The sequence below is a fragment of the Paenibacillus sp. J31P316 genome (assembly GCF_056269105.1).
The window spans coordinates 117,116-143,955 of sequence record NZ_JBWDNI010000001.1 but is presented as its reverse complement, the minus strand read 5'-3'; the positions used below and the strand labels follow the sequence as shown (position 1 = coordinate 143,955).

The following is a 26,840-nucleotide window of genomic DNA, read 5'->3' as shown; positions in this document are numbered from 1 at the left end:
ATAGGAATCTCATACAGATAAAGGAAACGGACGAACGCTGTCGAATGAGTAGGCAAAGGGGGTGAGGGCATGGAGGAGAAGAACAGCAATTTCCCGATCTATTACAACGGTTATGCCGGCAACGGCGAATCCCTAAGCGTAATTGCCAGACAATTGGCTGACAAGTACGGCAACCATACCAAGCCGGTACCTGCACCGTTTACCGCAAAGGGTGCGGTGAACGAATCGAACGCGGAACACCCGATTTACTACGACGGATCTACCGGCGATTAATCATTCCTTATTCAACCGGAGACGAGTGAGCTCCTAGGCAAGGCGTGACAATCATCGCCGTTCATTTGACTCATGCGCCTACGCATATTATGATGGTAGAGATTCACGCCCAACCTATACGTATAACCTCAATGATATGGTTTGAGGGTCTCTACCAGGAACCGTAAAATCCTGATTACAAAAAGGACAATTGCTCTTTTTGTGATCGGGATTTTTTTGCGTCCACAATCAGGCAATCAAGGGGAAATGACACATACTAAGCTTGAGAAGGGTGAGTGCGATGACGGATATCGAAACCGGATTGAGAAGAAGGATTAGCGTCGCCAGCAAGCAAATACCGGCAGATCTAGTCGTAAAAGGAGGCAAGATCGTCAACGTATTCACCGGCGAGTTGATGGAAGGCGACGTTGCGATCGTAGACGGCTTTATCGCCGGTATAGGCTCCTATGAAGGCATGGACACGATCGACGCGGAAGGCCGATATATCGTGCCCGGCTTTATGGATGGGCATGTCCATATCGAAAGCAGCATGCTGGCTCCCCGCGAGTTCGCCAAAGTGCTGCTTCGGCACGGGGTCACGACGGTCGTCACGGATCCGCATGAAATCGCCAATGTCGCGGGGACGGACGGCCTCGATTATATGCTGGGCAGTGCCGAGGGTCTGCCGCTCGATATCTTCGTCATGCTGCCGTCCTGCGTGCCGGTCACGCCGTTCGAAAGCAACGGAGCCGTACTCGAAGCGGAGCAGATGGCTCCCTATTACGCGCATCCGCAGGTGTTGGGACTCGCCGAGGTCATGAATTATCCTGCTGTCGCGAGCGCAGAGGAATGGATGCTGACCAAGCTTGCCGGCGCCCAGTCGAAGCTCATCGACGGACACGCGGCGGGGATAGACAGGGAAAGCTTGAACGTGTATCCCGCGGCCGGCATCGTCACGGATCACGAAAGCGTGACCGCCGAGGAAGCCCGGGACAGGCTTGATCTCGGCATGTATCTTATGATTCGGGAAGGTACGGTCGCCAAGAACCTGGAGGCGCTGCTGCCTGTTGTCACCGAGCGTAATGCTAGAAGATGCCTGTTCGTTACCGACGATAAGCTGCTCGACGATCTGATCGAGGAGGGCAGCATCGACCATGTCGCGAGGCTCGCGATTCGCCAAGGACTTGATCCGATCACGGCCATTCAGATGGCGACGATCAATACGGCGGAATGCTTCCAGCTGCGCGGCAGGGGAGCGATCGCGCCAGGCTATCGGGCTGATTTTCTTGTACTGGATGATTTGGAGCTCATAGATATTCATGCCGTATATGTTCAGGGAGAATGTGTCGTCCGGCAGGGGGAGATTCAGGAGAAGGCTTTTCCGGAAGCGCCCGCACGGAATCATCGCGCGGATACGCTGCCGAGGTTGAACGTTAAGCCCGTGCAGCTGCGCGATCTGGAGCTGCCGCTAACGGCTAACAGATGCCATGTGATCGAAATCATTCCGAATCAGATCGTCACTCGGCATCTCAAGGAAACGGTGGATATTCATGGCGGCGTCTTTCAGCCATCGGTCGCGAAGGACCAGCTAAAGCTGGCCGTCGTCGAAAGGCATCGGGGCACGGGCAATATCGGGCTTGGGATCGTAAAGGGTTTCGGACTCACGAAAGGCGCCATCGCGTCTACCGTCTCCCATGATTCCCACAATATCGTGATCGCGGGGACTTCCGACGAAGATATGCTGGTCGCGCTTGAGCATCTCATCCGTATTCAAGGCGGGCTCGTCATCGTCGAAGGCGGAAAGGTAGCCGCATCCTTAGCGCTGCCTGTCGCCGGCTTAATGTCCGAACGGGAACACGGAGAGGTGTACGAGGATTTGCTCCGGCTCAACGAGGCTTTAGCCGAAATCGGAGCCCCGGAGGATTTCGACCCTTTTCTGACGTTGTCCTTCCTGACGCTGCCCGTCATCCCGGCTTTGAAGCTGACGGATCAAGGGTTGTTCGACTTCGAAGCATTCCGGCTGATTCCTGTGGAGGCGTAAGCAGGGATTCTAATGTTTCGGAAATAAGGGCATTCAAAAGGCAGAAATTGCAAGGATTTCGCCGACATCTATTGCGTCATGGACGAGCACATGGTATGATGTTGCTTGTCTTGTAACGCGGAGCCGTGGTGTAGTGGCCCAACATGCCTGCCTGTCACGCAGGAGACCGCGGGTTCGAATCCCGTCGGCTCCGCCATTCTAACCTTCATACTTTGATTGAGCAGGAGCTAGTCTTCCTGCTCATTTTTGCATCCTAGGGAGGTCCTGTCTATGAGAGGACGATTCGCCCCGACGCCATCGGGGCTGATGCATATCGGCAACGCGAGTACGGCGCTGCTCGCCTGGCTGCAGACGAGGAGCGCCGATGGGGAATTTTTGCTCCGGGTAGAGGATGTCGATTCGACGCGTTCCAAGGCCGAGCTGGCCGAGCAGGCACTCGCCGATTTGCGATGGCTTGGCCTGGATTGGGATGAAGGGCCGGATATCGGCGGCGCGCACGGCCCCTATACGCAAAGCGAGCGAATGGCCGCCTACGAGGAAGCGCTGGCTGCTCTGGAACAGGCAGGCCGGCTGTATAGCTGCTTCTGCAGCAGAGCCGAGCTGGCTTCCGTCGCCAGTGCGCCGCACGGTCTCGGCAGCGAAGGGCCCAGCTATCCCGGCACCTGCTCGTCGCTCTCGCCGGAGCAGCGCGAAGAACAGCATCTTCGCAAGCAGCCTTCGTTTCGGTTTACCATCGATTCGCAGCCGGTACATTTCCAAGATGCCGTTGCCGGTCCGCAAGCTTTCCCGCCCGGCGCAGGAGGCGACTTCATCGTGAAACGGGCCGACGGCATGTTCAGCTACCAGCTGGCCGTCGTCGTCGACGATGCCAGGATGGGGATTACCGACGTGCTGCGCGGCGCCGATTTGCTTGATTCCACGCCGCGCCAGCTGCAGCTGTATGAAGCGCTCGGACTGCGTTCGCCGCGGTTTGCCCATGTGCCGCTTATGTTCGGTTCCGATGGCAAACGGTTAGCCAAGCGGCATGGAGGTTTATCGCTGGCCGCCTTGCGCTCCGCCGGTATCGCGCCCGAGAAGGTGGTCGGCTGGCTGGCCGCGGTCAGCGGGCTGACGCCAACGGCCGAGCCGGTTCGGGCGAGCGAGCTGATTCGTCATTTTCGCATCGAGCAGGTCAACACGGAAAGCATAACGGTCACTGACGATATGCTGGGACAGTTGATCGGGTCATGCTAATCAATTCGAGGACAACTAGACAATGGATCGCATGAGCAAGTGCTCGTGCACCTATTCGACATGATGAGGAGCTGTTTATATATGTTTCATTCCGAAAGCTATCAAGGCTCGCGCGAGCAAGATTACGAGCTTGTCATTCGCCAGCTGGAGGCGCTGCTGGAAGGCGAGACGGACCGTATCGCTAACCTGGCGAACGCTTCCGCCTTATTGAATCAATTCATGACGCGCATTAACTGGGTCGGCTTCTATTTGTACCAAGGCGGAGAACTCGTGCTCGGTCCGTTCCAAGGCATGCCGGCTTGCGTTCGGATCCCGTTGACCCGTGGCGTATGCGGGAAGGCAGCCAGCGACCGGGAGACGGTTCTAGTGCCGAATGTGCATGAATTCCCGGGACATATCGCCTGCGATGCCGCCTCGCAATCGGAAATCGTCATTCCGCTCGTCAAGGAAGGCGAATTGATCGGCGTACTCGATATCGACAGTCCCGAACTGGAGCGCTTCGACGAAGTAGATCAGCAATATTTGGAGCGTTTCGCCGTGCAGCTTGTCGCAGCTCTATAATGTCGAGGCCGACTAATTAGTCAAGGCCGACTAACAGTTAGAAGATAAGGCGTACTGGTGACCGCGGTTTGCAACGTCATCAGTCCGCGCAACGAATAGAACCTTTCGTTCCACGTCCTCGTGGTCCGGAAGGTTCTATTTGATTGGCGGGTCATGTGATCACCTATGATTCAAGCTCTGGCGGTAGGCGCGGGGGGCCATCCCATATCGCTGCTTGAACAGCTTCGAGAAATGAAACTCGTCATAAAATCGAAGCGCTGCCGCGATTTCCTTCAACGCAGCGTTCGTCGTCTCGAGCGCCGCCTTGGCGGAGGACAGCTTAAGCTCCTGCATATACCGGTTCGGTGACATGCCTGTCCTGGCTCTGAATCGCGCGAAGAAGACGGTGCGCGACAATCCGCTTCGGCGGACGAAATCATCGATCGGAACCGGCTGGCCGATATGTTTGTGCATTTGAAACAGGATTTCGTCCAATTCAGGATGCCGATTCTGTCCGTTGGCGGACTGCTCCCGTGCGAGCAGCAGCAGCAGCTCCTGCGCTGACAGCTGGGCGGTGTACGCATATCCGACCGGCTGAAGGATTAAGCTATCAATCAGACGTTCGCACAGACGAATCGCTTCGGGCATATTGGCGGTGAACGCCGGCTGGCCGACGGCCAGGTTAAGCTCCATTGCCATGTCCATCGGATCGAAATGGAGGAAATAAAACTTCCAATCCCCGTCAGCGCATTGGTAGGAACAAGGCTGGCCGCGCGGAACGATAATATAGGTGCCGGCATCTAGCTCATACGCCTTGTCCGAGCTCGAGAACTGTCCCTTGCCCTCATACGTGACGAAGATACCGGGATTCTCGAAGCCCTGAGAATTAGTGACCTGATAGGTGTCGTTCGCGACGACTTTCCATATCGACTTGAAGCGAAACGCCGCATTTTGGAAGAGGGCATCCATTTCATACGGAATATTCATGATGGCCATATCATTATCTGCCTCCTCTATTGCGTAAGCACTCTGTACGATTATACATGTTTTCATAACATCGTTCCATGGAAGGGAGACGCTTTCAGGCATACAATAATAGCATAAACGATGGAAGACATGATGAAGGAGTGAACGGGAATGTTATTGAAGGTAGGCAGCCGCGAGCTGGAGCTAGGCGGACCGCATTTGGCGGAACTCAGGGATTCGAACGATCTGCTGCATGACATCGAGGCGCTTCGAACCCGAATACAAGAGGACGGCTATTTGCTGCTCCGCGGCTTCCATGATCGGGAGCAAGTGCTGGAAGCAAGACGCGCCATTCTCGAGAAGATGAATAAACTGGGCAAGCTGGACCGGGACACGATACTGGAAGAGGGCGTCATGGCGGACGGCAGCAAATCGTTGTTCCTGGGCGGCACGAACGAGGACTTGCCCGAGCTGCTGAACGTGCTGAACGGCGATCATATCATGGGCTTCTTCGATCGACTGTTCGGCGAGCAATCGCTGACCTATCAATACAAGTGGCTGCGCGCGGTCGGCAAAGGGGATTACACGGGCGCGCATTACGACATCGTCTACATGGGACGCGGCACGCATAACCTCTATACGGTGTGGTCTCCGATCGACGATGTCGATTATGCGAAGGGCGGTCTTGCGATCTGCCTCGATTCGCACCGTTTCGAAGATCTGAAGCAGTCCTACGGATCGAAGGATTCCGATCGGGACGGCATAGGACACTATACGGATGACCCGCTGGTCATTACGAACAGATACGGCGGCCAGTGGGCGACGACGGAATTCAAAGCCGGCGACGTGCTCATCTTCGGCATGTTCCTCATGCACTGCTCGCTGGAGAACAAGACGAACCAGTATCGCATCAGCGTAGACACGAGATACCAGTCCTCGCTCGAGAAGATCGACGAACGCTGGAGCGGCAAGAAGCCGCGCGGGCATTTCAAAGACGCCGCGGCAGCCCAATAAAGATTAGCCCGCAAAGACGGGGCAGAGCATTATGCTCTGTCCCGTTTTGTTATGCCTTCGGTCAGGGGGCGAAATGGAGCGGTATCGCCACTTGCGGCACACTTGCTCTACTTGTGCCACACTTGCGCTACTTGCGAGCCTAGCTGCTCCAGATGGTTTTTCGTTTGCGCTCCGTTTTCATCGTACGGCTTTATTGGCGACATTTCCCATTGCTTTATGCTCATACGGTAATTAATATAGTTAAATGTTATTGCAATTAAATATAAATCCTCATCGATCGTGATGAGGTAGAGGTCGCGATGTTGAAGAGTACGTCGGAGGAGGTCCGGTAATGGCCGTCGATTCCGATGAAAAGGCACCATCGCCGAAGCTGCGCGGGTTACTGACCGTGCCGGCTGGGGCCGTTTCCGAAAGGAACGGAACTGTCATGCCGTCGCATCAAACGCGGCATGTTGTGCTATCTTGTACCGGGATCCATGGGGAATTGAAGCTGCCTTGCTTAGTGATATGTAAGGCGGCTATTTGTGTTTAATTCGATGCTGGCGACCAAAGCGAAGGAAGAACATGTAAAAGGGGCATACGGAAAGTGAAAGAGAACGCGGCAGTAAACGAGATAAAGGCAGTGAACGAAATAAAAACTGGGAAAGCAAACAAGCTGCGCAGAGGCTTGAAATCACGCCATATGACGATGATCTCGCTCGGCGGATCGATTGGAACCGGACTGTTTATTGCCAGCGGCGGGGCTATCCATGATGCCGGACCAGGCGGCGCTCTTCTCGGCTATTTCCTCATCGGAATTATGGTGTACTTCTTGGTCACCAGCCTGGGCGAAATGGCGACCTACATGCCGGTATCCGGTACCTTCAGTACGTACGCGACAAAATTCGTAGATCCATCGCTCGGCTTCGCGCTCGGGTGGAACTATTGGTATAACTGGGCGATCACGATCGCAGCCGAGCTGTCGGCAGCGACGCTTATTATAAAATTTTGGCTTCCGAACAGCCCGTCGTTCCTATGGAGCGCCTTGTTCCTTGCCCTGATGGTCGGGCTGAACTTATTAACGGTAAAAGGTTACGGCGAATCGGAATACTGGTTCGCGATGATCAAGATCATCACGGTCATCGTGTTCATTGGCATCGGCCTGCTCATGATCGTTGGCATTTGGAACGGCGATGCCGTCGGGTTCCGGAATTTCACTGCGGGCGACGCGCCGATCTCGGGCGGCTGGCTTGCCGTGCTCGGCGTCTGCATGGCGGCCGGCTTCTCCTTTCAAGGGACGGAGCTTGTCGGCATTGCGGCAGGGGAATCGGAGAATCCGCGGGAAAACGTGCCTCGCGCGATCCGCAGCGTCTTCTGGCGCATTCTCCTGTTCTATATCCTGGCGATCTTCGTCGTCGGCCTGTTGATCCCGTTCACGACGGATACTTTGTCGAGCGACAGCGTCGGCGCAAGCCCATTTACGGTTATCTTCGAGAAAGCCGGTCTCAGCGTGGCCGCTTCGGTCATGAACGCCGTCATCCTGAGCTCGGTGCTGTCGGCAGGCAACTCGGGCATGTACGCATCGACGCGCATGCTGTGGGTATTGGCGAGCGAGGGCAAAGCACCGAAGCTGTTCGGCAAGCTCAACAAGCGCGGTATTCCCGTCAACGCGCTGCTCGCGACGGCCGCGCTCGGCATGCTGGCATTCCTCGCGTCGTTCTTCGGCGACGGACAAGTGTACATCTGGCTGTTGAACGCATCGGGGATGTCAGGCTTCATCGCTTGGCTCGGCATCGCGATCAGCCATTACCGCTTCCGCAAAGCGTACGTCGCGCAAGGGAACGCCGTCTCCGATCTTCCGTACCGCTCCTTATGGTTCCCGTTCGGCCCGATTCTGGCAGGCGTCATGTGCATAATCGTCATCATCGGCCAAAGCATCAGCGCCTACTCGGACGGCGTGGTTGACTGGACATTGGTTATCGCTTCCTATATCGGGATTCCATTATTCCTGGCCGTATGGCTGGGCTACAAATGGAAATACAAAACCAAAGTGCTGAAGCTGGAGGAATGCGAGCTGGATCCTGCGGTGGAATAGTGAACTGCGTCACATTCGGCAGCGGAAGGGTAAACAGAACTATGTTTGCCTTGAAGGCCGAAAGGAGTGACGGATATGACAACATTAACGCAGCAGCAAAGCGATGAGCTGACCGGTTTGCTTCGCGAGGAGCATAAGGAACTGATGAACCATTTCGAGAACGAGAGGGCCGAAGGCTTAGGAGCGGTGTCGGAAACGGTATCGACCGGAGAGCTTTCCGCTTACGATAATCATCCCGGCGATTTGGGTACGGAGACGTTCGAGCGCGAACGGGACATGGCGATCGACGAACACCTGAACCAGCAGCTGGAGGATGTCGAAGCGGCTCTCGGCCGGCTGTCCGAAGGAAGCTACGGGACCTGCGAGGTGTGCGGGGAAGCGATTCCGTTCGAGCGCCTCAAGGCAGTGCCGACCGCTTCGCGCTGCATCGCGCATGCGTCGGATACGATCTCGGAGCAGCGGCCGGTCGAGGAGCAGGTGATGACGCAGCCTCCATCCGGTGCAGGGGCTGGGAGGCAGGCGAACGCCGGCCGGTTTGATGAAGCAGGCGCTTGGGAGTCGCTGGAGCAATACGGCAATGCAAGCGGCACGGTAGATACGGACAAGTAACATATGCAAATACGAGTCTCAAATACGGAAGGCGGCATCTTGCAGATGTCGCCTTTTTGGCTTGTGGGGCTGTGCGCGATTCAAGGCGAATCGCGGCAGGGTTAGAATGTTACAGTGTCTTGCAAGCGTTTCAAGCGTTTCGAGACAATTTCTCGCAAGCAATGCTATCATAGGAGATAACAAAGGCAGTGAGGAAGGGATGGGACATGACACCATGGATCAATTAACGCCGTTAATAATTGAAAGGTTTCTGATCCAGCTCCATGATAAACATGGACCGAATCTATTGCATATCTTGAATGGTCAAGCGATGTACGATCGGGTGAACGCCTTGTCCCATACGGATACCTACCATTTCGTCCCTTTCAATGAAGCCATGTGTTCCCATGCTGCCGGTGAAGCTATTTTCAGCGATTCGTTTAATCGGTTGCGCGCGTCAGGGCATGAGGTATCCACGGAAGAATACGAGCGCATTACTCTTACCCCTTTGCAGCCGCTATTCGAACAATCCTACGACTGCATCGCGTTATGGTTTGGCGACGATATGTTCTGTCAGATGAATCTGTTGACCCTGCTGGCGTACTTGAGGCAGCGGTCCTATAAGGGCAGCATTGTCTTCCTGATGATCAAGGAGTCGTCAACCGGCGACATCGTGGAAGTAGAGCTTCCGAGCTTGGATTACGAAGCGCTTTACAAGAAGGTCCTCATCGAACGGGAAGCCGTAGAAGTGCCGCAATTACTGGTCATGTCCGTAGGAATCAAGCGCTATTTGGCGTATCATGCACAAGACAATGAAATCACCGCTTTCATAAGAGACCATCAAAGCCTGCCTCAGAACGAATTATTGCAGCGGCTCTTCCGGCAGTTTCCTCACTATGGTCTCGGCGATACGCAATATTTGCGCCTTATTCACGCCTTGGAAACATCCTGAATGGCAGCAGGGTTCTTGGAATCGAGGAACGTCAATCATGCAAGCGCAACCATTTCTGAAGGAAAGAAGGCTGTGCAATTGAGAGCAGAGATCGATAATTTAGGCATTCCGCCTTTGGCTGGCTTATGCAGCTACGAGGACGCATGCAAACCGGGATATTCGATTGAGGACAACGTGATGCTGATCCGGCGTTTCAATTACGTGAAATCGAGATTGAACGGCATCTACGCGGCTCACATTGCCAGCACGCCGGAGTGGGAGGTCAAGAGCGCGTTCAGCCTGCATATCTGGCTGGATGCGGAGCATGCGGCCGCGCTGCGAAAGCGCGTCTCCGAGATGCGGGAGCCTCCGCTATATCTCGACAAAGTGCCTGATGCCCGCTTGGAGCAGCTGATGGACGAACTGATACGATCGGCCAATTCGGTTGAACTGCTGACAGGTATATATGGCGTCATCAAACCGGAGATGATTCGCTCCATCCGCAGGCATCTGGGAGAAACGAATCCGTTAACCGATCAGCCCACCTGCCGCGTACTGAACATCATTTTGCGCGAAGAAGAAGAGATGCTGGCGTGGGGCGAGCAGGCGCTTGCGGCTTTGACCCGGAATGTAGCGGATGCCGCGATCTCCGAGCAATGGCGGGCACATTTGCAATCGTTCCTGCTGGAGGCCGGAGGAATATTCGGAGATTTGCCTAAGCCGAATGCTGATGCGGCCAAGGAGATGTCCGTCCAAGCCCGATCGGACGGCAGCCGCTACGAGATGGATGCGATGCCGCGAAGAGACGGCCGGTTCATAGATCCGTACAACCGATCCGCGGATATCGACGATTATTTCAGGGACGAGGCTTTGGAGAGCGATGAACGTACGTACGCCCTGTTGTACAAACGACTTCGCGAGATGGACGTACCGGAGTGGATGGGACCGATTCTGTACAAGACGACCGGCAAGCCGTGGGACTATTATACGGAGGTTTCCCGGCAATTATGGGACGAAGCGCGCCATGCGATGATGGGCGAAGTCGGCCTGTATGCGCACGGCGTCGCATTTTACAAGTATCCGATCAATATCGGAGCGGCGGTTACCCTCAATACGATCTTCGAACCGCTCGAGTCGCATACGATGCTGTGGGGCATTGAGCAAAGCTTAATGAACAAGAACACCGGCAAACGGCAAGAATGGATTATTGCCAAGCAATCCGGTCACGAGCTCGCGACGATGTTCCAGGATTATGACTGGGCGGATGAAGTGCTTCACGCGCAGATCGGCCGCAAATGGCTGCTTCCCGAGTATGACAGCCTTGAGAATATGCAAGCGCAAATGACCGGACTATGGGCCAAATGGAATGAAGGCTTCGGTCAACTCGCTTCGAACTCCGAGCATCATCCATGGTGGAAGACGTTCATCGGCGATATCCGAGAGCGGAGAGAGGCTCTAACCGCGCTAGCGAATAGCAATCAGAATTGAATCGACGTCACTATGTAGCCAGGGCTGCATCGTTACCCATCTTACTCATCTGCATGTAAATGAAACAAGGGCTGTCCTAAGCTATTCGCTCAGGGCAGCCCTTGTTTCGTGTTAAGCGGAGGCGCTTAAGCAGCCTCCGTTATTGAATAAGGATTGATTTCTGAATGGCAGTCATCGTATTGCTGCCCAAGAGTCCGAGACGCCAGAAAGCGACGCCCTTCAGTCCGTAACGCTTGGCGAGGCCGATCTTGTCTGTTACCGTTTGGCCATTCTCGCTGCCCATGGAAATCCCGAGAACGAGCTTGGTCTTCGGAACATCGACTAAAGCAAGCCGGATCGCTTCGTCCACGCGTTTCATCGGCTCAGGCCCGCCCTCATACGAATACTCGTACGCCATCAGGATGATCTCATCCGCATACGAGGCCAACTGCTTATAATCATACCCATGATACGAGCTGTTCTGCGGATGAAGCGCGAGCGTCAGCTTCAAATCGGCAGCCTCCGCGCTTTGGTCCAGCTTTTTGACAAAGTCCGTGTAGGACTGGCGGATCGTCGGCAAATCGCCGGACAGGCCGAGTCCTTCAAAATCAAGCGTGATGCCGCTGAAATGATTTTGAGCGGCTAACGTCACCAATTGCTCGATCACGCTTGCTTGGAGCGTCTGATCCTGGAGCAGCTTGGTCAACTCGCCGCTGCCGTCCATCGCAACCGCCATCAGGCTTGGCTTGCCGCCGGCATCCGCCGCGTCCTGAACGATCGATTCCGGCGTAACGCTTCCCGCCGCCTGCGGCCAGAAGAAGTCTTTGCCTTCCAAGGTCAGATTGCCGGTCGCATCGATTCGCGTCCAGCCGAATGAAACGGCATGGAACCGGTTCACGAGACTAACTTCCTTGAAGGAAGAGATGGCGTAAAAGGCTTCCGCGTACATCGGTTCAATCGGCGATGCGATAGAAACGGTCTGCGAAGCCCCGTCCCAGCTGGCTGCCGCGCCGAATTGCGCGCCGAAGAAGCTGAGCGGGACGAAGATGGAGCCGTCCTTCGCGGTAGGCGCGACGCGGAGCGGCTGCGGCGTGCCGTTTACGGTGGCTTTCTTGTCATTCTTGCGGAGAATAACCGTCGTTAACGCACCATCGCGTGTTTTCGTGGCGGTAACGGTCTGAGCTTTCTCTGACCACGCGACCGTAATGTTCAATGCCTCGGCGATGGCGCGAAAAGGGACCATCGTCGTTCCTTGCGTAACGAACGGAGCAGACGGGAACGGAAGAGGAAATCCATCGAGCATGATGCTGATCGGCTTGGGAGCCGGGACTGCTGCTTCCGAGGCGCGGGGCACACCCGTGAATAATAAAAGTGCGGCACTTGCCGTAAGTAAGGATGATTTCATCGATAAACGCATGGTTGGTTTCTTCATCTCCTCAACGTAATGGGTTGCAGTAGGAAAGGATGCGGCTGCGGAATGGTAAGGCAGCTTAGAACTCTATCAGGGCATAATAAAGTTCTAGTAAACATTACTATAACGTATTGCGGCTGGAAGAGGTTGCACTTTTAGTCGAAGAATGGGATACGGCTCCCAGCCGGCGTTTCTACTTACGGCCAGATGCACCACAAGCCCTGCAATATTTCATTGCAGAGCCGATGGTCTCGAACTACATGATTTAGACGAATTAGATAAATGAATAGGAATTAAACTTCGCCTCATTACGCAGGCTAGTCCATATATCCGGGCTTTCGCCACCCATGTACCAATAACCGTTGCCGGCCAGATGATAGGATTCGCTTAGGGCGGTCTTTACGGATAAAGATCGTCCATCTTCCATCCAGATGCGATGATTTTGCGACCGATCGACATAATGGATCACGTATTGGCCCAAATTCTCGTCCCAGAGCGGTTGAAGCTTCTTGGCGAGCACGATACCATTCTGTTTGCGGAGATCGATATCCTGCGAGGTGGCCGTGCCATTGCCTCCAATGATCCAATCGCGCGTATACAAGGGCAAAGCGAAAATGATTTTGTTGGCAGGCGCTTGCTGAAGCAAGGTTTCGATTCCATGGCGCAGCCAAGGCAGGGAAGAGACGGAGCCAGCTTGCGGATCGCCGCCCCAATGCTCGTCGTACCCCATGAATACGACATAATCCGAATTCGCCGCGATAGCCGCATAATCGAATACTTCGGTCCAATCCGTCCCCAAATCCGGCGAGACATTCACGGATAAGACGGCCGGAACGGCCTTCAATTCTTGACGCAATGCAGAGACGAAGGCTGTGAAAGCATCCCGGTCTGCGGGCAGCATGTTCTCGAAATCAATATTCAAACCGTCTATGCCGTTTTGCTTGACGCGATCCGCCAGCTGCCGAACAAACGCTTGACGAGTCGCCGCGTTCGCCAGCATCCCGTGAGTAGCTGCTTGATCGGCATGGTTGCCGATCATTGCCCACACTTTCTTGCCCCGACCATGCGCCCAGGCCAGCAGGGAGAGGTCCGAATGATCCTCCACGCTTCCTGCCGGACCCAGGTAATACCAACGCGGGGACAGCGTATTTATGTTCGATTGCAAGACAGTCTGTTCGAATTGCACGGTCGTTTGACCATATTGCCAGCCGAGCTGTATGGACTCCGGCGGTGCCGATCGCAGCTGATCGGACCAGCCCGTATGCGTCCAAATACGATTCATTACGACAGCGGCCTCCTGCCGCGTCATCTGCTCCTGCGGACGGAATCGGCCTTCGTCGTCGCCGCCCATCAAGCCTAAACGGTACAACCGATAGACGGATGAGATCGCCCACTCGTGAATGCGTTCCTGATCCTCGAACAGACCACCCGGCAAGTTGGATGCCGTATCCAATGCCTGCTTCAAGGCGCGCGCCAAGATGACGGCCGCTTCTTCGCGCGTGACAGGACGGTTCGGCTGGAATAAGGCAGGTGTCGTACCTTCGGCAAGATGCAATTGAACCGCCGGCTGCAGCCATTCGTAGTACCAGGCGGTCGACTTTACATCAGAGAAGGATGGGATCGGACTCGCAACAGGCTGAATGCCGAGCAGCCGCTCGATCATCGTTATGAATTCCGCGCGCGTTACGGCTTTATAGGGTTCGAAGCGTCTGTCGCCCGTACCGGTAAGCAACTGAAGCTTCGTCATATTCACGATCGCTTCCGTCGCAAAATTATTGCGAATATCGTCATAGGGAAGAAGAGTTGCCGCAGCTGCCCTAGCGGTGAAAGAAGGGGAAAAGGCACTGGCGCAACCGACGGCCAGCGTCAGGATCCAAGCAGCCGCTTTTCGTCTGACGGCTTGATTAAGCTTCATTATATGAATCTCGCTTTCCGCTCGTAATAGATGAGTCTTCATGATCAATCTATCGTAACCAAACGGAGCGGGAATACCTAGCCTCAATTATTGGCAGAGGTAACGGTAATCGGGGCATATCTAATCCATCCAAACCATCCAAACCATCCAAACCATCCAAACCATCCAAACCATCCAAACCATCCAAACCATCCAAACCATCCAAACCGTCCAAACCATCCAAACCATCCAAACCATCCAAACCATCCAAACCGTCCAAACCATCCAAACCATCCAAACCATCCAAACCATCCATATTCCAAGGGTTTTAAACCTGGCCGCCGGAGACAATCACCCGTTCAATCTCTCATTCCTCTCAGGCAAACTACCAAGATTAAAAATAAATGCAAATATGCACTTATTTTTAGAGAAAATGCCTCTTTAGACGAAATAGATGCAAATATGCACTTATTTCGATCTATTTTAACGCTGCATCGTGTTCTTGGTCGAAATAGATGCATATTTGCACTTATTTCCCGAAATTCGCAGGATGAGCATCGAATAGCTGCAAATATGCACTTATTTCTTCGCACAAGAGGTGGTAGAGCACCAAGTTACGTTGTTCCACTAGCGGAGCATTTGAAAGTGGGTTAAATCGAGACGTTAGCGAAACGTTTGCCCCAGGGTTACCTTGTACTAAGAAAGTATTTAACTATATTAAATACTTTTCCTCCTCCTAGCATATAGTTGTAGTTTACATAACTATAATTATGTAACTATTATAATCCCAACTTATTTCCAATAGCTTCAAAACCCCACTCCGCGGAATATTCTGAATATTCCTTGACATCGCGACCCGATTTCTGTATAAATGGGATTAACCATCTTGAGCATCCAATGAACGGCCAATTAAATACGTTAACATAAAGGAATGGGACAGTAATTCACGAGGAACAGTCGCAGCGAGCCGGAGGCGGTGGAAGCCGGTACGTGACTCATGAATGAAGCGGACCCAGGATATGATGGATTGAACAGAGCTTTTTCGCGAATGGAGCATTAATTGTCCAAGGGAGCGGCTCCTAGTAGGTCAATCCGGTCACGGACCGTTAACAAGTCAAGCGGCTACACGTCATCGGACGGTTGGCACGTAGAGTGGTACCACGGGAAGCTTCGGCTCTCGTCTCTTCATGGAGACGGGGGCCTTTTTGCATTTTCAAGAGGAGGTCTAGAATATGATCCATCACGATCTGAAGCAAGCGCTGCAAGACATTGCGGAAGCGATGCTCCGCGAAGCCGGGCATGAAGCAACCCCAGAAATGGCAATAGTCATCGAGCATCCGGCAAGCGAACAACATGGCGAATACAGCACCAACCTGGCGATGAAGCTGGTTCGCGTACTCAAGCGCAATCCAATGGTTATCGCAAATGAGGTTAAGGAGAGACTTGCGAACGATGTGCGGCTAACGGCGTGGTTGGATAAAATCGAGGTGGCTGCCCCAGGCTTCGTCAATTTGTATATCAATTGGACGCAATGGATGCGTCAAGCCAATATCCAAGACCTCTCGACGCTTGGCGGCACTCGCAAAAAAATCCTGATCGAGCATACGTCCATCAACCCCAATAAATCCGCGCATATCGGTCATTTGCGGAACTCGTGTATCGGCGATACATTGGCGAGGTTACTTGCCCGTTTCGGTCACGAAGTCGAGGTTCATAATTACATCGATGATTTGGGCAATCAGCTTGCCGATACGATCGTCGGCATTCTTCGCACCTCGGTCAAACAGACGCATGTGCGGTTCGGCGATTTCTGCTGGGATGTGTATGCGGAGATTAACCGTGCATATAAGGAGCAACCGGAGCTTGTACACGAACGCGCCGAGGTCCTGCATCGGTTGGAAGAAGGGAACAACAACATTGCCTGGCTGGGATTGTTGATCGCGGAACGAATCGTCAAGGAGCATGTGGAAGACATGCGCCAGTTCGGAATCGATTACGATGTGCTGGTGTGGGAGAGCAGCATCGTACGCGAAGGCTTCTGGGAGCAGACGTTTGAGAAGCTGGGCAAGACGGATTCGTTCCATAAGGAAACCGTGGGGAAACTGGCTGGATGCTGGGTACTCAAGCAATCGAACGATGCATCGGATTCGGCTGAACAAACGGAACATCAAGCGGATAAAGTGCTGGTCAGATCCAATGGCATCCTTACGTACACGGCCAAGGATATTGCGTATCATATGTGGAAATTCGGTCTGCTGGACAAAAGCTTCCGCTATCAGCCTTTCGGCGACGGTCTTTGGTCCACTCATGCTCAAGGCGCGGAGAGGGACATCGGCCGCGCCGACGCGGTCATCAACGTCATCGATCATCGCCAGGAATATCCGCAGCAGATGGTCAAGCAGGCGCTGCAGGCTTTGGCCTATGAGGAGCAAGCAGGCCAGCTGAACCACGTCAGCTACGGCGTCGTGTCCTTGAGTCCCGCAACGGCCGAGAGCCTCGGCGTCGACACTTCCAAAGGAAGAGCGTCGTATCCGATGTCCGGCAGGCAAGGGGTCGGCATCAAAGTCGCCGATCTCGTATCGCATATGGAAACCGTCATCGAAGCTAAGCGCTCGCAGCATGAAGGGCTGGACAGCAGAACGATCGCGGCCGCGGCGATTCGGTATTACTTGCTCAAGTTTCATTTGCAGACAGAGGTCGTGTTCGACCTGGAGCAGGCAACGGAGGTGACGGGAAACACCGGCGTGTATCTGATGTATGCCTATGCCAGAGCAAGCGCGTTATTGGAGAAGGGCCGTTCCTATGTCCATACGTCCGCTGCCGATACGTCCGCTGCCGATACATCCGCTGTCGATACGTACGCAATCGAGGGATCCGCTGAAGCAGCATCCCAGAACCAAATCTTCACTCACTCGAACGACTCGCAAATGATCGGAAGCGAAGGACTCGCGTCGCAAGAGTATGCGCTCCTGAAGCAGCTGGCCTATTGGCCGGAGATCTTAGAGGAGGCCATGAACGATTTGGCCCCCAATGTACTGTGCACGTATGCGTACGAGCTCGCCATGCTGTTCAATCATTTCTACGCGACCTGTACGATTCTTAAAGCAGAAGAGGGCGTACGCAGATTCCGTCTATGGTTGACCGAACAGGTTCGCGCTACGCTGCACGATGCCTATGGCATTCTCGGTCTGCCGGCGCCAAGCCGGATGTGACAAAGGAGCAAGCGGTAAGCAGCTTCAACGGAAAGAACTCCCGAAACTTGAATGCCGTCCATGACGCACTTAAACGCACATTGAACAAACAAGAGCCGCCCGAAGTCTCGACGACTGTCAGGCGGCTCTATAAAGGCTTTATGGCGAGAACATGTACGGTTAGAGATGAGAAACTTTCGAAAACCGCTGCTTGTACAGCTTTTCCAGTCCGACGGATATCAGATGGAAGCCGAGAATGAATAAGACGTATGCGGCAAGCGGAATGAACAGCAGCCATTGATAATAGAACAACTGATCTCTCGCTTGGCCGATGAGACCGCTCCATTCGTTCGTGCGGCTGTTATACTCGACCGGATCGAAGAACATTTTCGTTCCGCCGACGAAAATATTGAATATCGCCATCTGGCCGAACAAAGCCAGCGTAAGAACGACTTCCTGCACGAACATAATGGCGAAGCTCTCCTTCAAGTGCGGAAACACATGCGTTCGAACGATCGTCCACTGGCTGGCTCCGATCGACTTGGCCGACAGAACGAATTGCTTCTCTCGAATGATCATCGTTTTCTCTTTCATGACGGAGGCGACGGACGGTATGCCCACAAGCGTCAGCACGATGGCGAGAATGACCGTCATTACTAGCGGGGAAGCTGCCGGATTCATGGTGATGCCGATCATGATCATCCATACGATGACGAATACCGGGAAGCCGCTTAATACGTTCCATATCGGCAGGCGGCCGATTCGGGACGGTTTGTCGCTGCCGTAATAGCCGAGCAGCAAGCCTAGTATTCCTCCGAGGAACAAGCGGCCGAACGCGACGGAAATCGCGCCGAAAATCGTATATTTCGAGCCCGCCAGCATTTTCGCCATAAGATCATAGCCGTATTTATCGGTTCCGAACGGATAGTCGGCGGTCGGAGGAGACGGGGGTACGGTGAGCGTGCCTTCTCCGTTCTCGTCGACCGAATAGTCGACGCCCAAATGTTCGCTCATATCATGCGGAGCGACAAAGTGCCCGAACAGCGATGCGGCAAGGATGAGGAATGTAAGGATCAGCCCGGCAATCAAGGTCTTATTCATCGGACGATCACCTTCTCCCATCCGAATAGCACCGTTCTGAGCAAGGCATACATGATGGCATAGAGCACGAGCAACGTAAGAATCCCGTTGACCACGAAGCCGTATTGATAACCGTCGAATGCGAACGCATTGGAAAACAGCATCATGGCGACGCCGTTCAGATTATAGAGGTATTCGAAGATGAACAAATTGCCGAATAGGATGCCTAGAAACTTGTGCAGGTCGGCTTTGACGTAAGGCAGCACGTTAGGCAGGGCGTGATAGAAGATGATGTAGGTTTTTCCAAGTCCGCGCGCCTTGGCGAAGCTGATATAATCCTCGGTCAACGCATGGTTCATATGCAGCGCAACGTTGCGAATCATATAATTGGCCGGAATGATGATCGTCGACAGCAGCGGAAGCGCGATCGCGGGGTCATCCGTCGAAGGACTGGCAACCTTGAAAACGACCCAACCGGTCTCGGATGCGACGTACACGATCAAAAATTGCAAAAGAATGACGATAACGAAGTCCGGCAGCACGCTCGTCAACTCAAGCATTCGCTTCAGCCATGGTTTGCGCGCTACGGCAGTACGGACGCCGAGCAAAACGCCCGCCGTCATCCCGACGACGCCTCCAACGGCCATGTACGACAACGTAACGATAAAACTGCGACCGATTTGTTCCCAAAACGATAATTCGGTCTTTCCCGACAGATAGTGAAACGAATGCCCGTTCCATAGGCCTTGCGCATAATCGCGCAGGCTCGTTAAACCGTTCGTCCAATGAAGCTGAAGCGCGCCATCGACTTGGTTGGTTTGAAGCACTGCGGGGAACATGGCGAATACGAGCACGAACAGCAGCATTCCGGGTACGATCAGCGTGAATTGTACGACTTTTGACATGCGAGTGCTTCCTTTCCCAGCAGATTCTAAGATGCTAGACGATCATCTATCAAGTATAGTTGCAGGCTTGATAAATACAAGTCTTGACGGCCTCGGCGAACCTTTATTGCGACTGGCCGGACATCCGGAATGCGGTGATTTTGACGCGATCGGCCAAGCCTTGTTTTGTAAGCTACAAACGCAGGCACCCATGCTACAATTAAGCCGATAACCGATCTGACGGCTAAGGAGCGATTAGGAATGACGATCGAATTGACCCGGAGATTCGAACCGGATTACGTCCATGCTGTTCCCGTATTGAAGCACGGCGATACGGAAGCCGATGTCCAAGGCGCTAGAGAACCGTTTCTATTCCAGCATGATGGCAAATTTTACTTGCATTACGATGGGAACGGGACGCGCGATTGGGGCTGCACGCTCGCCGTCTCCGATGATTTATTCCAATGGGAGAAGAAGGGCCGTATGCTTCAGGTTGGAGAAGAAGGAGACACGGACCATGGCGGGGCCTGTTATGGACCGACCTTCTTGTTCGATGGCAAATGGTACATGTACTACGTATCGGTAGAAAACACCTCCGGGGCGCCGTGGTTCGTTCCCGCGCTTCCGTACCGCACGGGGCTTGCGACCGCCGATCGGCCGGACGGGCCGTGGACGAAGGTGACGACGAATCTCTTCCGGCTGGGGGAACCGGGCAGCTGGAATGAAGGATGCATTTGCGCGCCTTATCTCGTCCGGGAAGGGGATTCGTTCTATGCCTTCTACAGCGGAAGCAACATGGGGCCGAACTTTAAACGAACGATTGGCTTGTTGACCGCTTCCTCGCCGGAAGGACCGTGGACGGACAGCGAAGGACCGATTCTGCCGCTGGACGAGAATTTGGAGAATCCGAGTCTCTATTACGAGCCGGCTTGCGGACTGTGGTTCATGTTCGTCAATCATGTCGGCACCGATGGCGCGGGCGTTGAATTCACCGATGCCGTCTGGGTGTATTGGAGCGAATCGCTGACGGAGTGGAATGCCGAGAATAAGGCGGTCGTGCTTGACGCCGCCAATATTCCGTGGGTGAAGCAGGTTGTCGGTCTGCCTGCTTGCCTTGTAGTGGGAGACAAGCTTTGGATCGCCTTCGACGCTTCAGCGGGCACGATTCACGAGAATTTGCACGGCCACAGCAATCGAGACATCGGATTGAGCTATTATAATTTGCCGCTTCGCTCCCCACGGGAAGCCTAGTTATCTTGCAGCTATAGCTGTTGTAGCAGCTGTAGCAGCTGTACCAGTTGCACGTCACAAACCCGCCTATTCGAGGCGGGTTTATTTGGTTCTCGTCTGTTGCGTTCTTAACATGACAAGGGAGGATGCATGGCCTGCCTGATGTATTAATGAAGGACTTGGACTTCTACTGTGAAAAAATGGGCAGCGGAGAGCCGATTATTTTCTTGCATGCTTGTCGTTCCGAACGGCAGTCACAGACCGCATATGCTGCGAGACAACTCCGTTCTAGTCAATGATACGATTTTGCGATTTCTCGCTATCCGCAAGACTTGTTGAACGATGACGAACAATAATTATAATAGACAACCCTATCAAAAGCCGTTATGATGATGAACAGGAATTTAATTGAATAATGATCCGTAAAGGTGCAGCCTGCAAGAAGTGCATGCCTGCTTAAAAGGGAAGTCCGGTTAAATGCCGGCGCGGTCCCGCCACTGTAATTGAGGAGCGACTCCACACGGTGCCACTGGTTCGTAACGAACCGGGAAGGCTGGAGAAGCGATGATTCATGAGCCAGGAGACCTGCCTATACGCGAATGTTTCTTAATTCTTCGGGGGGTGGGAATTGGAAATGATCGATGTTTCGCATGCGCGCAGAATGGAGCTATGCTTCTGAATGCGATGCTTTTGTGTCGTTTTTTAAGCCGCCCTGATTAGGGGCGGCTTTTTTGGTTTCAAGGCGAGGTTTTGCAAACCGTGTGCAAGGACTAGCTCTATTGATAATTGAAAAGAGGATGGATATGCGTACTTATCAATTCGTAAATCTACAAGGAAAGTCAGGCAAGCGGTGGTTGTCCTTGCTTCTTGCGGCCGTGTTGCTGCTGTCCGCGCTCGTTCCGGCGACCTTCGCCTATGCGGATGAAGCAGAATCGACGGTCGATCCCCTCCTGCAGCAGGTGGAATCGGCCATTGAAGGAGCCGCTCAAGCGATAACAGGCGGGGCTGGCGTGGACGATTGGGAGTCGGCCGGGCTGTCGGCAGCAGGAAAGACGGTACCGCGTACATATGTTTCCGCGTTATATAAGACATTGACGGCCAATCATGGCACGTTCGGTTCGGCTACGGATTACGAGCGAACGGTCATCGGACTGACGGCGGCGCATCTGGATGCGACGAAGTTTGCCGGTTATAACCTCATTGAACGCATTTATAATTATCCGTCGATCGGGACGTTGAATGGCTTGATCTTCGCGCTCATCGCGCTGGACAGCGGCCATTACGCCACGCCGGACAATGCCGTGTGGACGAGGGAGAAGCTGATCGCCGCAGTCATCGCGAAGCAAAATCAAGACGGTGGCTTCAACTGGACGGCAGGGGCAAGCGATCCGGACATTACCGGCATGACCCTCACCGCGCTTGCGCCATATGCGGAGCAGGCAGCCGTTCAGCCGGTCATCGGACGCGCGATCGATTGGCTGAAGACCAAACAACTCGATAATGGCGGCTATGCTTCTTATAACGTCGATAACAGCGAGAGCGTGTCGCAAGCGATCATTGGACTTACCGCGCTTGGCATGGATCCCGCAGGAGCCGACTTCACCAAGAACGGCCACCATCTCGTGGAGCGTCTATTGTCGTTCCGCAAAAGCGACGGGACATTCTCGCATACGCCGACCGGGACATCCAACGGCTTGGCGACCGAACAAGCGCTGCAAGCGCTCGTCGCGTTCGACAAGTACAAGAAAGACGGCAGCCGACTATATGATTACGGCACCCGTCAGCCCTATGGGTGGGCAAGCGATTGGCTGCTCGGGGATGGGAATCTGTTCGGGATCTCCGACTGGCAGGTCGTAGGACTAGCGCGGGAAGGCCGCGAGGTTCCTGATAGTTACTTGTCGGTTACGCTCGCGAATACGATCGATTTCTTGCACCAATATCCCGAATATGCATTGGTGACCGATTACGAGCGCAGCGCGATTGCCTTATCGGCACTGCATCTTGACGCAGCGGATTACGAAGGCATGAATTTTGTAGAGCGCATATATAATAGCGACATTATGGAGGCTCAAGGCATCAACGGGTTAGCTTTCGCGTTGATCGCCCTGGACGCAGGCGAGTATGAAACGCCAAACGATGCGAAGTGGGACCGCGATAAGATTATAGCCGCCATTCTGGCGAAGCAGCATGATGACGGCGGATTCTCGTTAAGCACCGGCGGCAGCGACCCGGATCTGACGGCCATGACGTTGACGGCGCTTGCGCCTTACATGGACCGGCCTGAGGTAAAAACCGCCGGAGAAAGAGCTATTCAGTGGTTATCCCTCAAACAAGACGCGCATGGCGGCGGCTATCCGACGGACAATGGAGGGACGATCGTCGATTCCAGCGAAAGCGTCTCGCAAGCGATCATTGCCCTGACATCGAACGGTATCGATCCGACTAGCGCGGCGTTTACCAAGAACGGCATCACGCTTCTGGATAAACTGTTCACCTTCATGCAGCCCGACGGCGGCTTCGTGCATGTGGTCGATCCGAATGCGGCGACCAATGCAATGGCCACCGAGCAGGCGCTGCAAGCGTTGGCTTCCTATGAGATGTTCGTCGACGGCAAAGGGCGTTTGTATCAGTTCGGGGCGACGGTCTCGCTTCAGGTCGAAGGACCTACAGGCGCGATAGCAGGCGGCAACGCCGGCGTCGGTACCGCTTTGGATGCGTTGACCAAGCTGCTTGGCGAGAAACAAGTCCCGATCGTCGTCACGGACTCTTCTTACGGCAAATACGTGAGCGCGATCGCCGGCATTGCGGCCAGCGGTTATAACGGCTGGATGTTCGACGTTTATCGAGGCGGCAATTGGAGCTTCCCGGCAGTGGGAATGGAACAGTTCGCGCTGCAAAAGGGCGATAAGGTTGTCGTCTATTACGGCGGCCAAGACACGGCGCTCGTTCAATCCGCGCAGGTCGAACCGGCGGTGCCCAAAGCCGGCGAAACGTTCCGGGTAACCGTCATGCAGAAGGCATCCGTCTGGAACGGCACGACGAGCGAAGTCGTTACGTCTCCCGCTTCCGGCGTGCAGGTAACCGTCGGCGGGCGGACGGTCACGACGAACGCAAGCGGCGAAGCGGCGTTCGATAAAGGCATTGAGACCGCCGGCAATTATAAGCTGGAAGTGACCGGTTATCGGACGGATAACGCGCCAAGCCTGGTGCGCTACACGCATCCGCTGACCGTTGCCGCGCAAACAACGGTTCCTCCCGATAATGGCGGAGGGAATCCCCCGACGTCTCAGGTCGTAACGCTGTCCGTGACCGGCGATTCGCAGAAAGGAACGATTCTTGGCAGCAAACAAGTCGCTTTGCAGACCGGCGATACCGCGTATTCCATTCTTGCGCGCGAGCTTGGCGGTAAAGTACGATCCATCGGAGCCGGGGCCACGTTATACGTGCAGGGCATCGACGGATTAAGCGAGTTCAATCGCGGTCCGGAGAGCGGATGGATGTATTCCGTCAACGGTACCTTCCCGAATTACAGCGCCGGCATTTATAACCTGAAACCGGGCGATGTCGTTGCTTGGCGGTATACCATCAACCTAGGCTGCGATCTTGGAGCACCTGGCGGTAATTGCGGTACGGGCGGCGGCTCCGCTCCAATCACGGATGCAGTCGTCATTGATGTACCGGGCGATCTGAAACAGGATTACGTACACAAAGTTACGACGGTGGAGCAAGAGAAGGGGCTTCAGTTCAACATCCCGAATGTCGCTCCTAAAGTTATTTTGAACGCCGACGACGTGAAGGATGCTTTCCCTCAAGTATCGGCGAACAAAGGAAACCTGTCGCTCGTCATCGACAAGGGAACGAAGCTGCTCTCCGGCAGCGGGAACATCGAATTGTTCACGCAGCAGGATCCAGCGGATGCGTCGCTGCAGAAGCTTATTCAAGGAAACTTGAGCGGTACCGACAAGCTGGATGCCATCAGCAATGCCTTCATCATGGGCGCGGCGAACGGATCGTTCCTGTTCGACAAACCGCTTACCTTTACGATTAAGAACGGCAAAGGCCAGCTTGCCGGATATATCGAGAACGGAACGTTCCATTCCATCACGATCTATGGATCGGAGGATGAAGGGGCGCAAGCGACCAAAGGCAGCGACCGCATCACGTATGCCTACGTCTCGGGCAATGACTTGATCATTAGTTCGAACCACTTCACGGCGTATGTGACGTACGCGACCGATAAAGCGGAGCCGATAGACGCGAACAAACAGTATTCCGACGCCAAGCTGATCGCATCATGGGCTTACGGCGCGGTCGGAGACGCAACGGGACGAGGCTTCATTCAAGGCAGTGCCGGTCAATTCCATCCGAAGGCGACGATGACCCGGGCTGAATTCGCCAAGCTGATGGTCAAAGTTCTAGGGTTGAAACCAACCAACGGCGCATCGGTCACATTCAGCGATGTACCGACCGGCAAGTGGTTCGCCCCGTATGTGTACGCCGCTTACCAAGCGGGCTTCATCACGGGATACGACGGCAAGTTCCTGCCCAACGAGACGATTACGCGCGAGCAAATGGCCGCCATCATCGTTCGGGCATTCGATCTAAAACCGGCAGCATTATCATCGCCGCTCGCGGACATGAAGCTCGTATCCGATTGGGCGCAAGCCGACGTACAGACAGTCGTTGCGCATCAAATCATGGAAGGTTCCGGCAATCATTTCAATCCAGGCGCTTCCGTAACGCGCGAGATGGCTGTCGTCGTCGCCATGCGGGCCTATGACGGCAAGGACGACAATCAGGTCAGTAGTCCGACAGGCACGGTAACGCAAGATACGCTGAGCAAACAAATCGCGGCAACCACGGCTTTCCAGCTCCGAGCCGTCACGAATCCAGTGGTCGGTACGCTCGGCGGAGAGTGGACCGTGCTTGGGCTCGCCCGTTCGGGAGCCGTGGTTCCGGCTTCCTATTATGAACGCTATTATGAGAATCTATCGAATACGCTCCGCGAGAAGTCGGGCAAGCTGCATGAAGTCAAGTATACGGAATACGATCGCGTCATTCTGGCATTGACTGCCATCGGGAAAGGAATCGATAACGTAGCCGGTTATGATATGACGAAGCCGCTGGCGGATTTCGATCAATTGACCAAACAAGGTATTAATGGACCGATCTTCGCGCTAATTGCTCTCGACAGCAAGCACTATTCGATTCCGATTGCAGCCGGCGTGAAGACGCTGACTACACGCGAGCTGCTGATCGACGCAATTCTCGGCAAAGAGATCAAAGGCGGCGGCTGGGCGTTCGGTGAGAATGCTTCTTCGCCTGATTCGGATGTGACGAGCATGGCCATCCAAGCGCTCGCGCCGTATGACGATTCCCGTTCGGACGTTCATGCCGCAATCGAGCGGGCGTTGACCTGGCTCTTCGGCGCTCAACAAGCGGATGGCGGATTTGCCAGTCAGCAGGCTGTTAACGCGGAAAGCGCAGCGCAGGTGATCGTCGCGTTAACGAGCTTGGGCATTGACCCCGCTCAAGATGAACGATTCAAGAAGAACGGCCGCTCCGTCGTGGATTCGCTGATCAGCTTCGCCAATCCAGGCGGTGGCTTCTACCACGTGAAGCCGGGTGCAGCCGGCAACGGAGGAGCGGCACCCGGCGAGGTCGATGCGATGGCAACGGATCAAGCGCTCTATGCGTTGGTCGCTTATGACCGTTTGCTCAGCGGCAAAACTTCTCTGTTCGACATGACGGATACGAAATTGCAAGCTTGAATTTAATGTCCGAAGGGGCAGTATGGAGAGACACACCGACAAGCAAGGGCGATCCTTCTCGCCCTTGTTTTATATTTGAGAGGGGCACGTAACATGCGTATGACAGCCAAGAAATGGTTCGCGCTAATTGGCATCCTCGCAATCCTTGCGATCTCCTATGCCTGGGGAGGCAGCGAGCACGGCGGTACTGGGAAAATAGCCGATCAAGCCGCCGTCGAGCGAGATGCGGATGCAAATGCCGGAACGATAATCGATTCAGGAGGAGACGCATCG

General features: G+C 54.4%; 19 protein-coding genes, 1 tRNA gene and 3 riboswitches. Of the genes, 14 read left to right on the top strand and 6 right to left on the bottom strand.

Translation table 11 applies throughout. From position 1 onward, the window contains the following. Nucleotides 1-69 precede the first annotated feature (69 nt). The 5 genes from AC0YNU_RS00585 (at nucleotide 70) to AC0YNU_RS00565 (ending at nucleotide 4,087) form a co-directional block, all read left to right on the top strand. Entirely contained in the window at nucleotides 70-273 is a 204-nt protein-coding gene (locus tag AC0YNU_RS00585) for a hypothetical protein (protein ID WP_475752373.1), read from the top strand. A 98-nt stretch (nucleotides 274-371) separates the two neighbouring features. Further along, a riboswitch (purine riboswitch) is annotated at nucleotides 372-471 on the top strand. Nucleotides 472-553: 82 nt separating this feature from the next. Then, nucleotides 554-2,293, top strand: coding sequence for an adenine deaminase (gene ade, locus AC0YNU_RS00580; RefSeq protein WP_475752372.1), 1,740 nt, complete (start codon nucleotides 554-556; stop codon nucleotides 2,291-2,293). Nucleotides 2,294-2,412: 119 nt separating this feature from the next. After that, a tRNA-Asp gene (locus tag AC0YNU_RS00575) sits at nucleotides 2,413-2,489 on the top strand. A 74-nt stretch (nucleotides 2,490-2,563) separates the two neighbouring features. Next, on the top strand, nucleotides 2,564-3,526 hold the full coding sequence (gene gluQRS, locus AC0YNU_RS00570; RefSeq protein WP_475752371.1) for a tRNA glutamyl-Q(34) synthetase GluQRS: 963 nt from the start codon (nucleotides 2,564-2,566) through the stop codon (nucleotides 3,524-3,526). Between the two features lie 81 nt (nucleotides 3,527-3,607). Then, nucleotides 3,608-4,087 (top strand): GAF domain-containing protein, encoded by a 480-nt coding sequence (locus AC0YNU_RS00565; RefSeq protein WP_475752370.1) that lies wholly within the window; start codon nucleotides 3,608-3,610, stop codon nucleotides 4,085-4,087. Nucleotides 4,088-4,246: 159 nt separating this feature from the next. On the opposite strand, the gene AC0YNU_RS00560 is transcribed toward AC0YNU_RS00565, so the two are convergent. Further along, nucleotides 4,247-5,062, bottom strand: a complete 816-nt coding sequence (locus tag AC0YNU_RS00560) for an AraC family transcriptional regulator (protein ID WP_475752369.1) — start codon at nucleotides 5,060-5,062, stop codon at nucleotides 4,247-4,249. A gap of 141 nt (nucleotides 5,063-5,203) precedes the next feature. Here AC0YNU_RS00560 and AC0YNU_RS00555 point away from each other — a divergent pair, with 141 nt between their 5' ends. The 5 genes from AC0YNU_RS00555 (at nucleotide 5,204) to AC0YNU_RS00535 (ending at nucleotide 11,127) form a co-directional block, all read left to right on the top strand. Further along, complete coding sequence (locus AC0YNU_RS00555; protein WP_475752368.1) at nucleotides 5,204-6,046, top strand: phytanoyl-CoA dioxygenase family protein; 843 nt, start codon at nucleotides 5,204-5,206, stop codon at nucleotides 6,044-6,046. A 280-nt stretch (nucleotides 6,047-6,326) separates the two neighbouring features. Continuing rightward, nucleotides 6,327-6,514, top strand: a riboswitch (Lysine riboswitch). A 214-nt stretch (nucleotides 6,515-6,728) separates the two neighbouring features. After that, the gene (locus tag AC0YNU_RS00550) at nucleotides 6,729-8,120 is read left to right on the top strand and encodes an amino acid permease (protein ID WP_475753902.1); all 1,392 of its coding nucleotides are present in this window, start codon (nucleotides 6,729-6,731) and stop codon (nucleotides 8,118-8,120) included. A gap of 75 nt (nucleotides 8,121-8,195) precedes the next feature. Then, a complete protein-coding gene (locus AC0YNU_RS00545) occupies nucleotides 8,196-8,729 on the top strand; it encodes a TraR/DksA C4-type zinc finger protein (RefSeq protein ID WP_475752367.1) in 534 nt (177 codons plus the stop codon). 214 nt (nucleotides 8,730-8,943) lie between these two features. After that, the gene (locus AC0YNU_RS00540; protein WP_475752366.1) at nucleotides 8,944-9,660 is read left to right on the top strand and encodes an AraC family transcriptional regulator; all 717 of its coding nucleotides are present in this window, start codon (nucleotides 8,944-8,946) and stop codon (nucleotides 9,658-9,660) included. A 78-nt stretch (nucleotides 9,661-9,738) separates the two neighbouring features. Continuing rightward, nucleotides 9,739-11,127: a hypothetical protein gene (locus AC0YNU_RS00535; RefSeq protein WP_475752365.1), complete on the top strand. Its 1,389-nt coding sequence runs from the start codon at nucleotides 9,739-9,741 to the stop codon at nucleotides 11,125-11,127. Nucleotides 11,128-11,266: 139 nt separating this feature from the next. Here the strand turns inward: AC0YNU_RS00535 and AC0YNU_RS00530 are convergent, their stop codons facing one another. After that, nucleotides 11,267-12,409 (bottom strand): stalk domain-containing protein, encoded by a 1,143-nt coding sequence (locus AC0YNU_RS00530; RefSeq protein ID WP_475752364.1) that lies wholly within the window; start codon nucleotides 12,407-12,409, stop codon nucleotides 11,267-11,269. Between AC0YNU_RS00530 and AC0YNU_RS00525 the strand changes: the two genes are divergently transcribed. Continuing rightward, complete coding sequence (locus tag AC0YNU_RS00525; RefSeq protein WP_475752363.1) at nucleotides 12,408-12,551, top strand: hypothetical protein; 144 nt, start codon at nucleotides 12,408-12,410, stop codon at nucleotides 12,549-12,551. The two genes, AC0YNU_RS00530 and AC0YNU_RS00525, sit on opposite strands and share 2 nt — an antisense overlap. Before the next feature lie 240 nt (nucleotides 12,552-12,791). On the opposite strand, the gene AC0YNU_RS00520 is transcribed toward AC0YNU_RS00525, so the two are convergent. Both AC0YNU_RS00520 and AC0YNU_RS00515 read right to left on the bottom strand, forming a co-directional pair. Further along, a complete protein-coding gene (locus AC0YNU_RS00520) occupies nucleotides 12,792-14,432 on the bottom strand; it encodes an S-layer homology domain-containing protein (RefSeq protein WP_475752362.1) in 1,641 nt (546 codons plus the stop codon). A gap of 49 nt (nucleotides 14,433-14,481) precedes the next feature. Next, nucleotides 14,482-14,718 carry a hypothetical protein gene (locus AC0YNU_RS00515; RefSeq protein WP_475752361.1) on the bottom strand — a complete coding sequence of 79 codons (237 nt, stop codon included), beginning with the start codon at nucleotides 14,716-14,718 and terminating at the stop codon, nucleotides 14,482-14,484. Nucleotides 14,719-15,643: 925 nt separating this feature from the next. Here AC0YNU_RS00515 and AC0YNU_RS00510 point away from each other — a divergent pair. Then, on the top strand, nucleotides 15,644-17,623 hold the full coding sequence (locus AC0YNU_RS00510; RefSeq protein WP_475752360.1) for an arginine--tRNA ligase: 1,980 nt from the start codon (nucleotides 15,644-15,646) through the stop codon (nucleotides 17,621-17,623). Between the two features lie 159 nt (nucleotides 17,624-17,782). Here the strand turns inward: AC0YNU_RS00510 and AC0YNU_RS00505 are convergent, their stop codons facing one another. Together AC0YNU_RS00505 and AC0YNU_RS00500 are read right to left on the bottom strand one after the other, a co-directional pair. After that, complete coding sequence (locus tag AC0YNU_RS00505) at nucleotides 17,783-18,703, bottom strand: ABC transporter permease (RefSeq protein ID WP_475752359.1); 921 nt, start codon at nucleotides 18,701-18,703, stop codon at nucleotides 17,783-17,785. Then, entirely contained in the window at nucleotides 18,700-19,587 is an 888-nt protein-coding gene (locus AC0YNU_RS00500; RefSeq protein WP_475752358.1) for an ABC transporter permease subunit, read from the bottom strand. The genes AC0YNU_RS00505 and AC0YNU_RS00500 overlap by 4 nt, the downstream gene beginning before the upstream one ends. A gap of 240 nt (nucleotides 19,588-19,827) precedes the next feature. Here AC0YNU_RS00500 and AC0YNU_RS00495 point away from each other — a divergent pair, with 240 nt between their 5' ends. Beyond that, nucleotides 19,828-20,817 (top strand): family 43 glycosylhydrolase, encoded by a 990-nt coding sequence (locus AC0YNU_RS00495; protein ID WP_475752357.1) that lies wholly within the window; start codon nucleotides 19,828-19,830, stop codon nucleotides 20,815-20,817. 388 nt (nucleotides 20,818-21,205) lie between these two features. Then, a riboswitch (cobalamin riboswitch) is annotated at nucleotides 21,206-21,403 on the top strand. Between the two features lie 196 nt (nucleotides 21,404-21,599). Then, nucleotides 21,600-26,567, top strand: a complete 4,968-nt coding sequence (locus tag AC0YNU_RS00490; protein ID WP_475752356.1) for an S-layer homology domain-containing protein — start codon at nucleotides 21,600-21,602, stop codon at nucleotides 26,565-26,567. The last annotated feature ends 273 nt before the right edge of the window (nucleotides 26,568-26,840 follow it).

Bases quoted from the DNA above. Each gene is read 5' to 3' on its own strand.
- AC0YNU_RS00585 (WP_475752373.1), top strand. From the start codon at position 70: ATGGAGGAGAAGAACAGCAATTTCCCGATCTATTACAACGGTTATGCC.
- ade (WP_475752372.1), top strand. From the start codon at position 554: ATGACGGATATCGAAACCGGATTGAGAAGAAGGATTAGCGTCGCCAGC.
- gluQRS (WP_475752371.1), top strand. From the start codon at position 2,564: ATGAGAGGACGATTCGCCCCGACGCCATCGGGGCTGATGCATATCGGC.
- AC0YNU_RS00565 (WP_475752370.1), top strand. From the start codon at position 3,608: ATGTTTCATTCCGAAAGCTATCAAGGCTCGCGCGAGCAAGATTACGAG.
- AC0YNU_RS00560 (WP_475752369.1), bottom strand. From the start codon at position 5,062: ATGGCCATCATGAATATTCCGTATGAAATGGATGCCCTCTTCCAAAAT.
- AC0YNU_RS00555 (WP_475752368.1), top strand. From the start codon at position 5,204: ATGTTATTGAAGGTAGGCAGCCGCGAGCTGGAGCTAGGCGGACCGCAT.
- AC0YNU_RS00550 (WP_475753902.1), top strand. From the start codon at position 6,729: ATGACGATGATCTCGCTCGGCGGATCGATTGGAACCGGACTGTTTATT.
- AC0YNU_RS00545 (WP_475752367.1), top strand. From the start codon at position 8,196: ATGACAACATTAACGCAGCAGCAAAGCGATGAGCTGACCGGTTTGCTT.
- AC0YNU_RS00540 (WP_475752366.1), top strand. From the start codon at position 8,944: ATGGATCAATTAACGCCGTTAATAATTGAAAGGTTTCTGATCCAGCTC.
- AC0YNU_RS00525 (WP_475752363.1), top strand. From the start codon at position 12,408: ATGATGCTGATCGGCTTGGGAGCCGGGACTGCTGCTTCCGAGGCGCGG.
- AC0YNU_RS00530 (WP_475752364.1), bottom strand. From the start codon at position 12,409: ATGCTCGATGGATTTCCTCTTCCGTTCCCGTCTGCTCCGTTCGTTACG.
- AC0YNU_RS00520 (WP_475752362.1), bottom strand. From the start codon at position 14,432: ATGAAGCTTAATCAAGCCGTCAGACGAAAAGCGGCTGCTTGGATCCTG.
- AC0YNU_RS00510 (WP_475752360.1), top strand. From the start codon at position 15,644: ATGATCCATCACGATCTGAAGCAAGCGCTGCAAGACATTGCGGAAGCG.
- AC0YNU_RS00505 (WP_475752359.1), bottom strand. From the start codon at position 18,703: ATGAATAAGACCTTGATTGCCGGGCTGATCCTTACATTCCTCATCCTT.
- AC0YNU_RS00500 (WP_475752358.1), bottom strand. From the start codon at position 19,587: ATGTCAAAAGTCGTACAATTCACGCTGATCGTACCCGGAATGCTGCTG.
- AC0YNU_RS00495 (WP_475752357.1), top strand. From the start codon at position 19,828: ATGACGATCGAATTGACCCGGAGATTCGAACCGGATTACGTCCATGCT.
- AC0YNU_RS00490 (WP_475752356.1), top strand. From the start codon at position 21,600: ATGCGTACTTATCAATTCGTAAATCTACAAGGAAAGTCAGGCAAGCGG.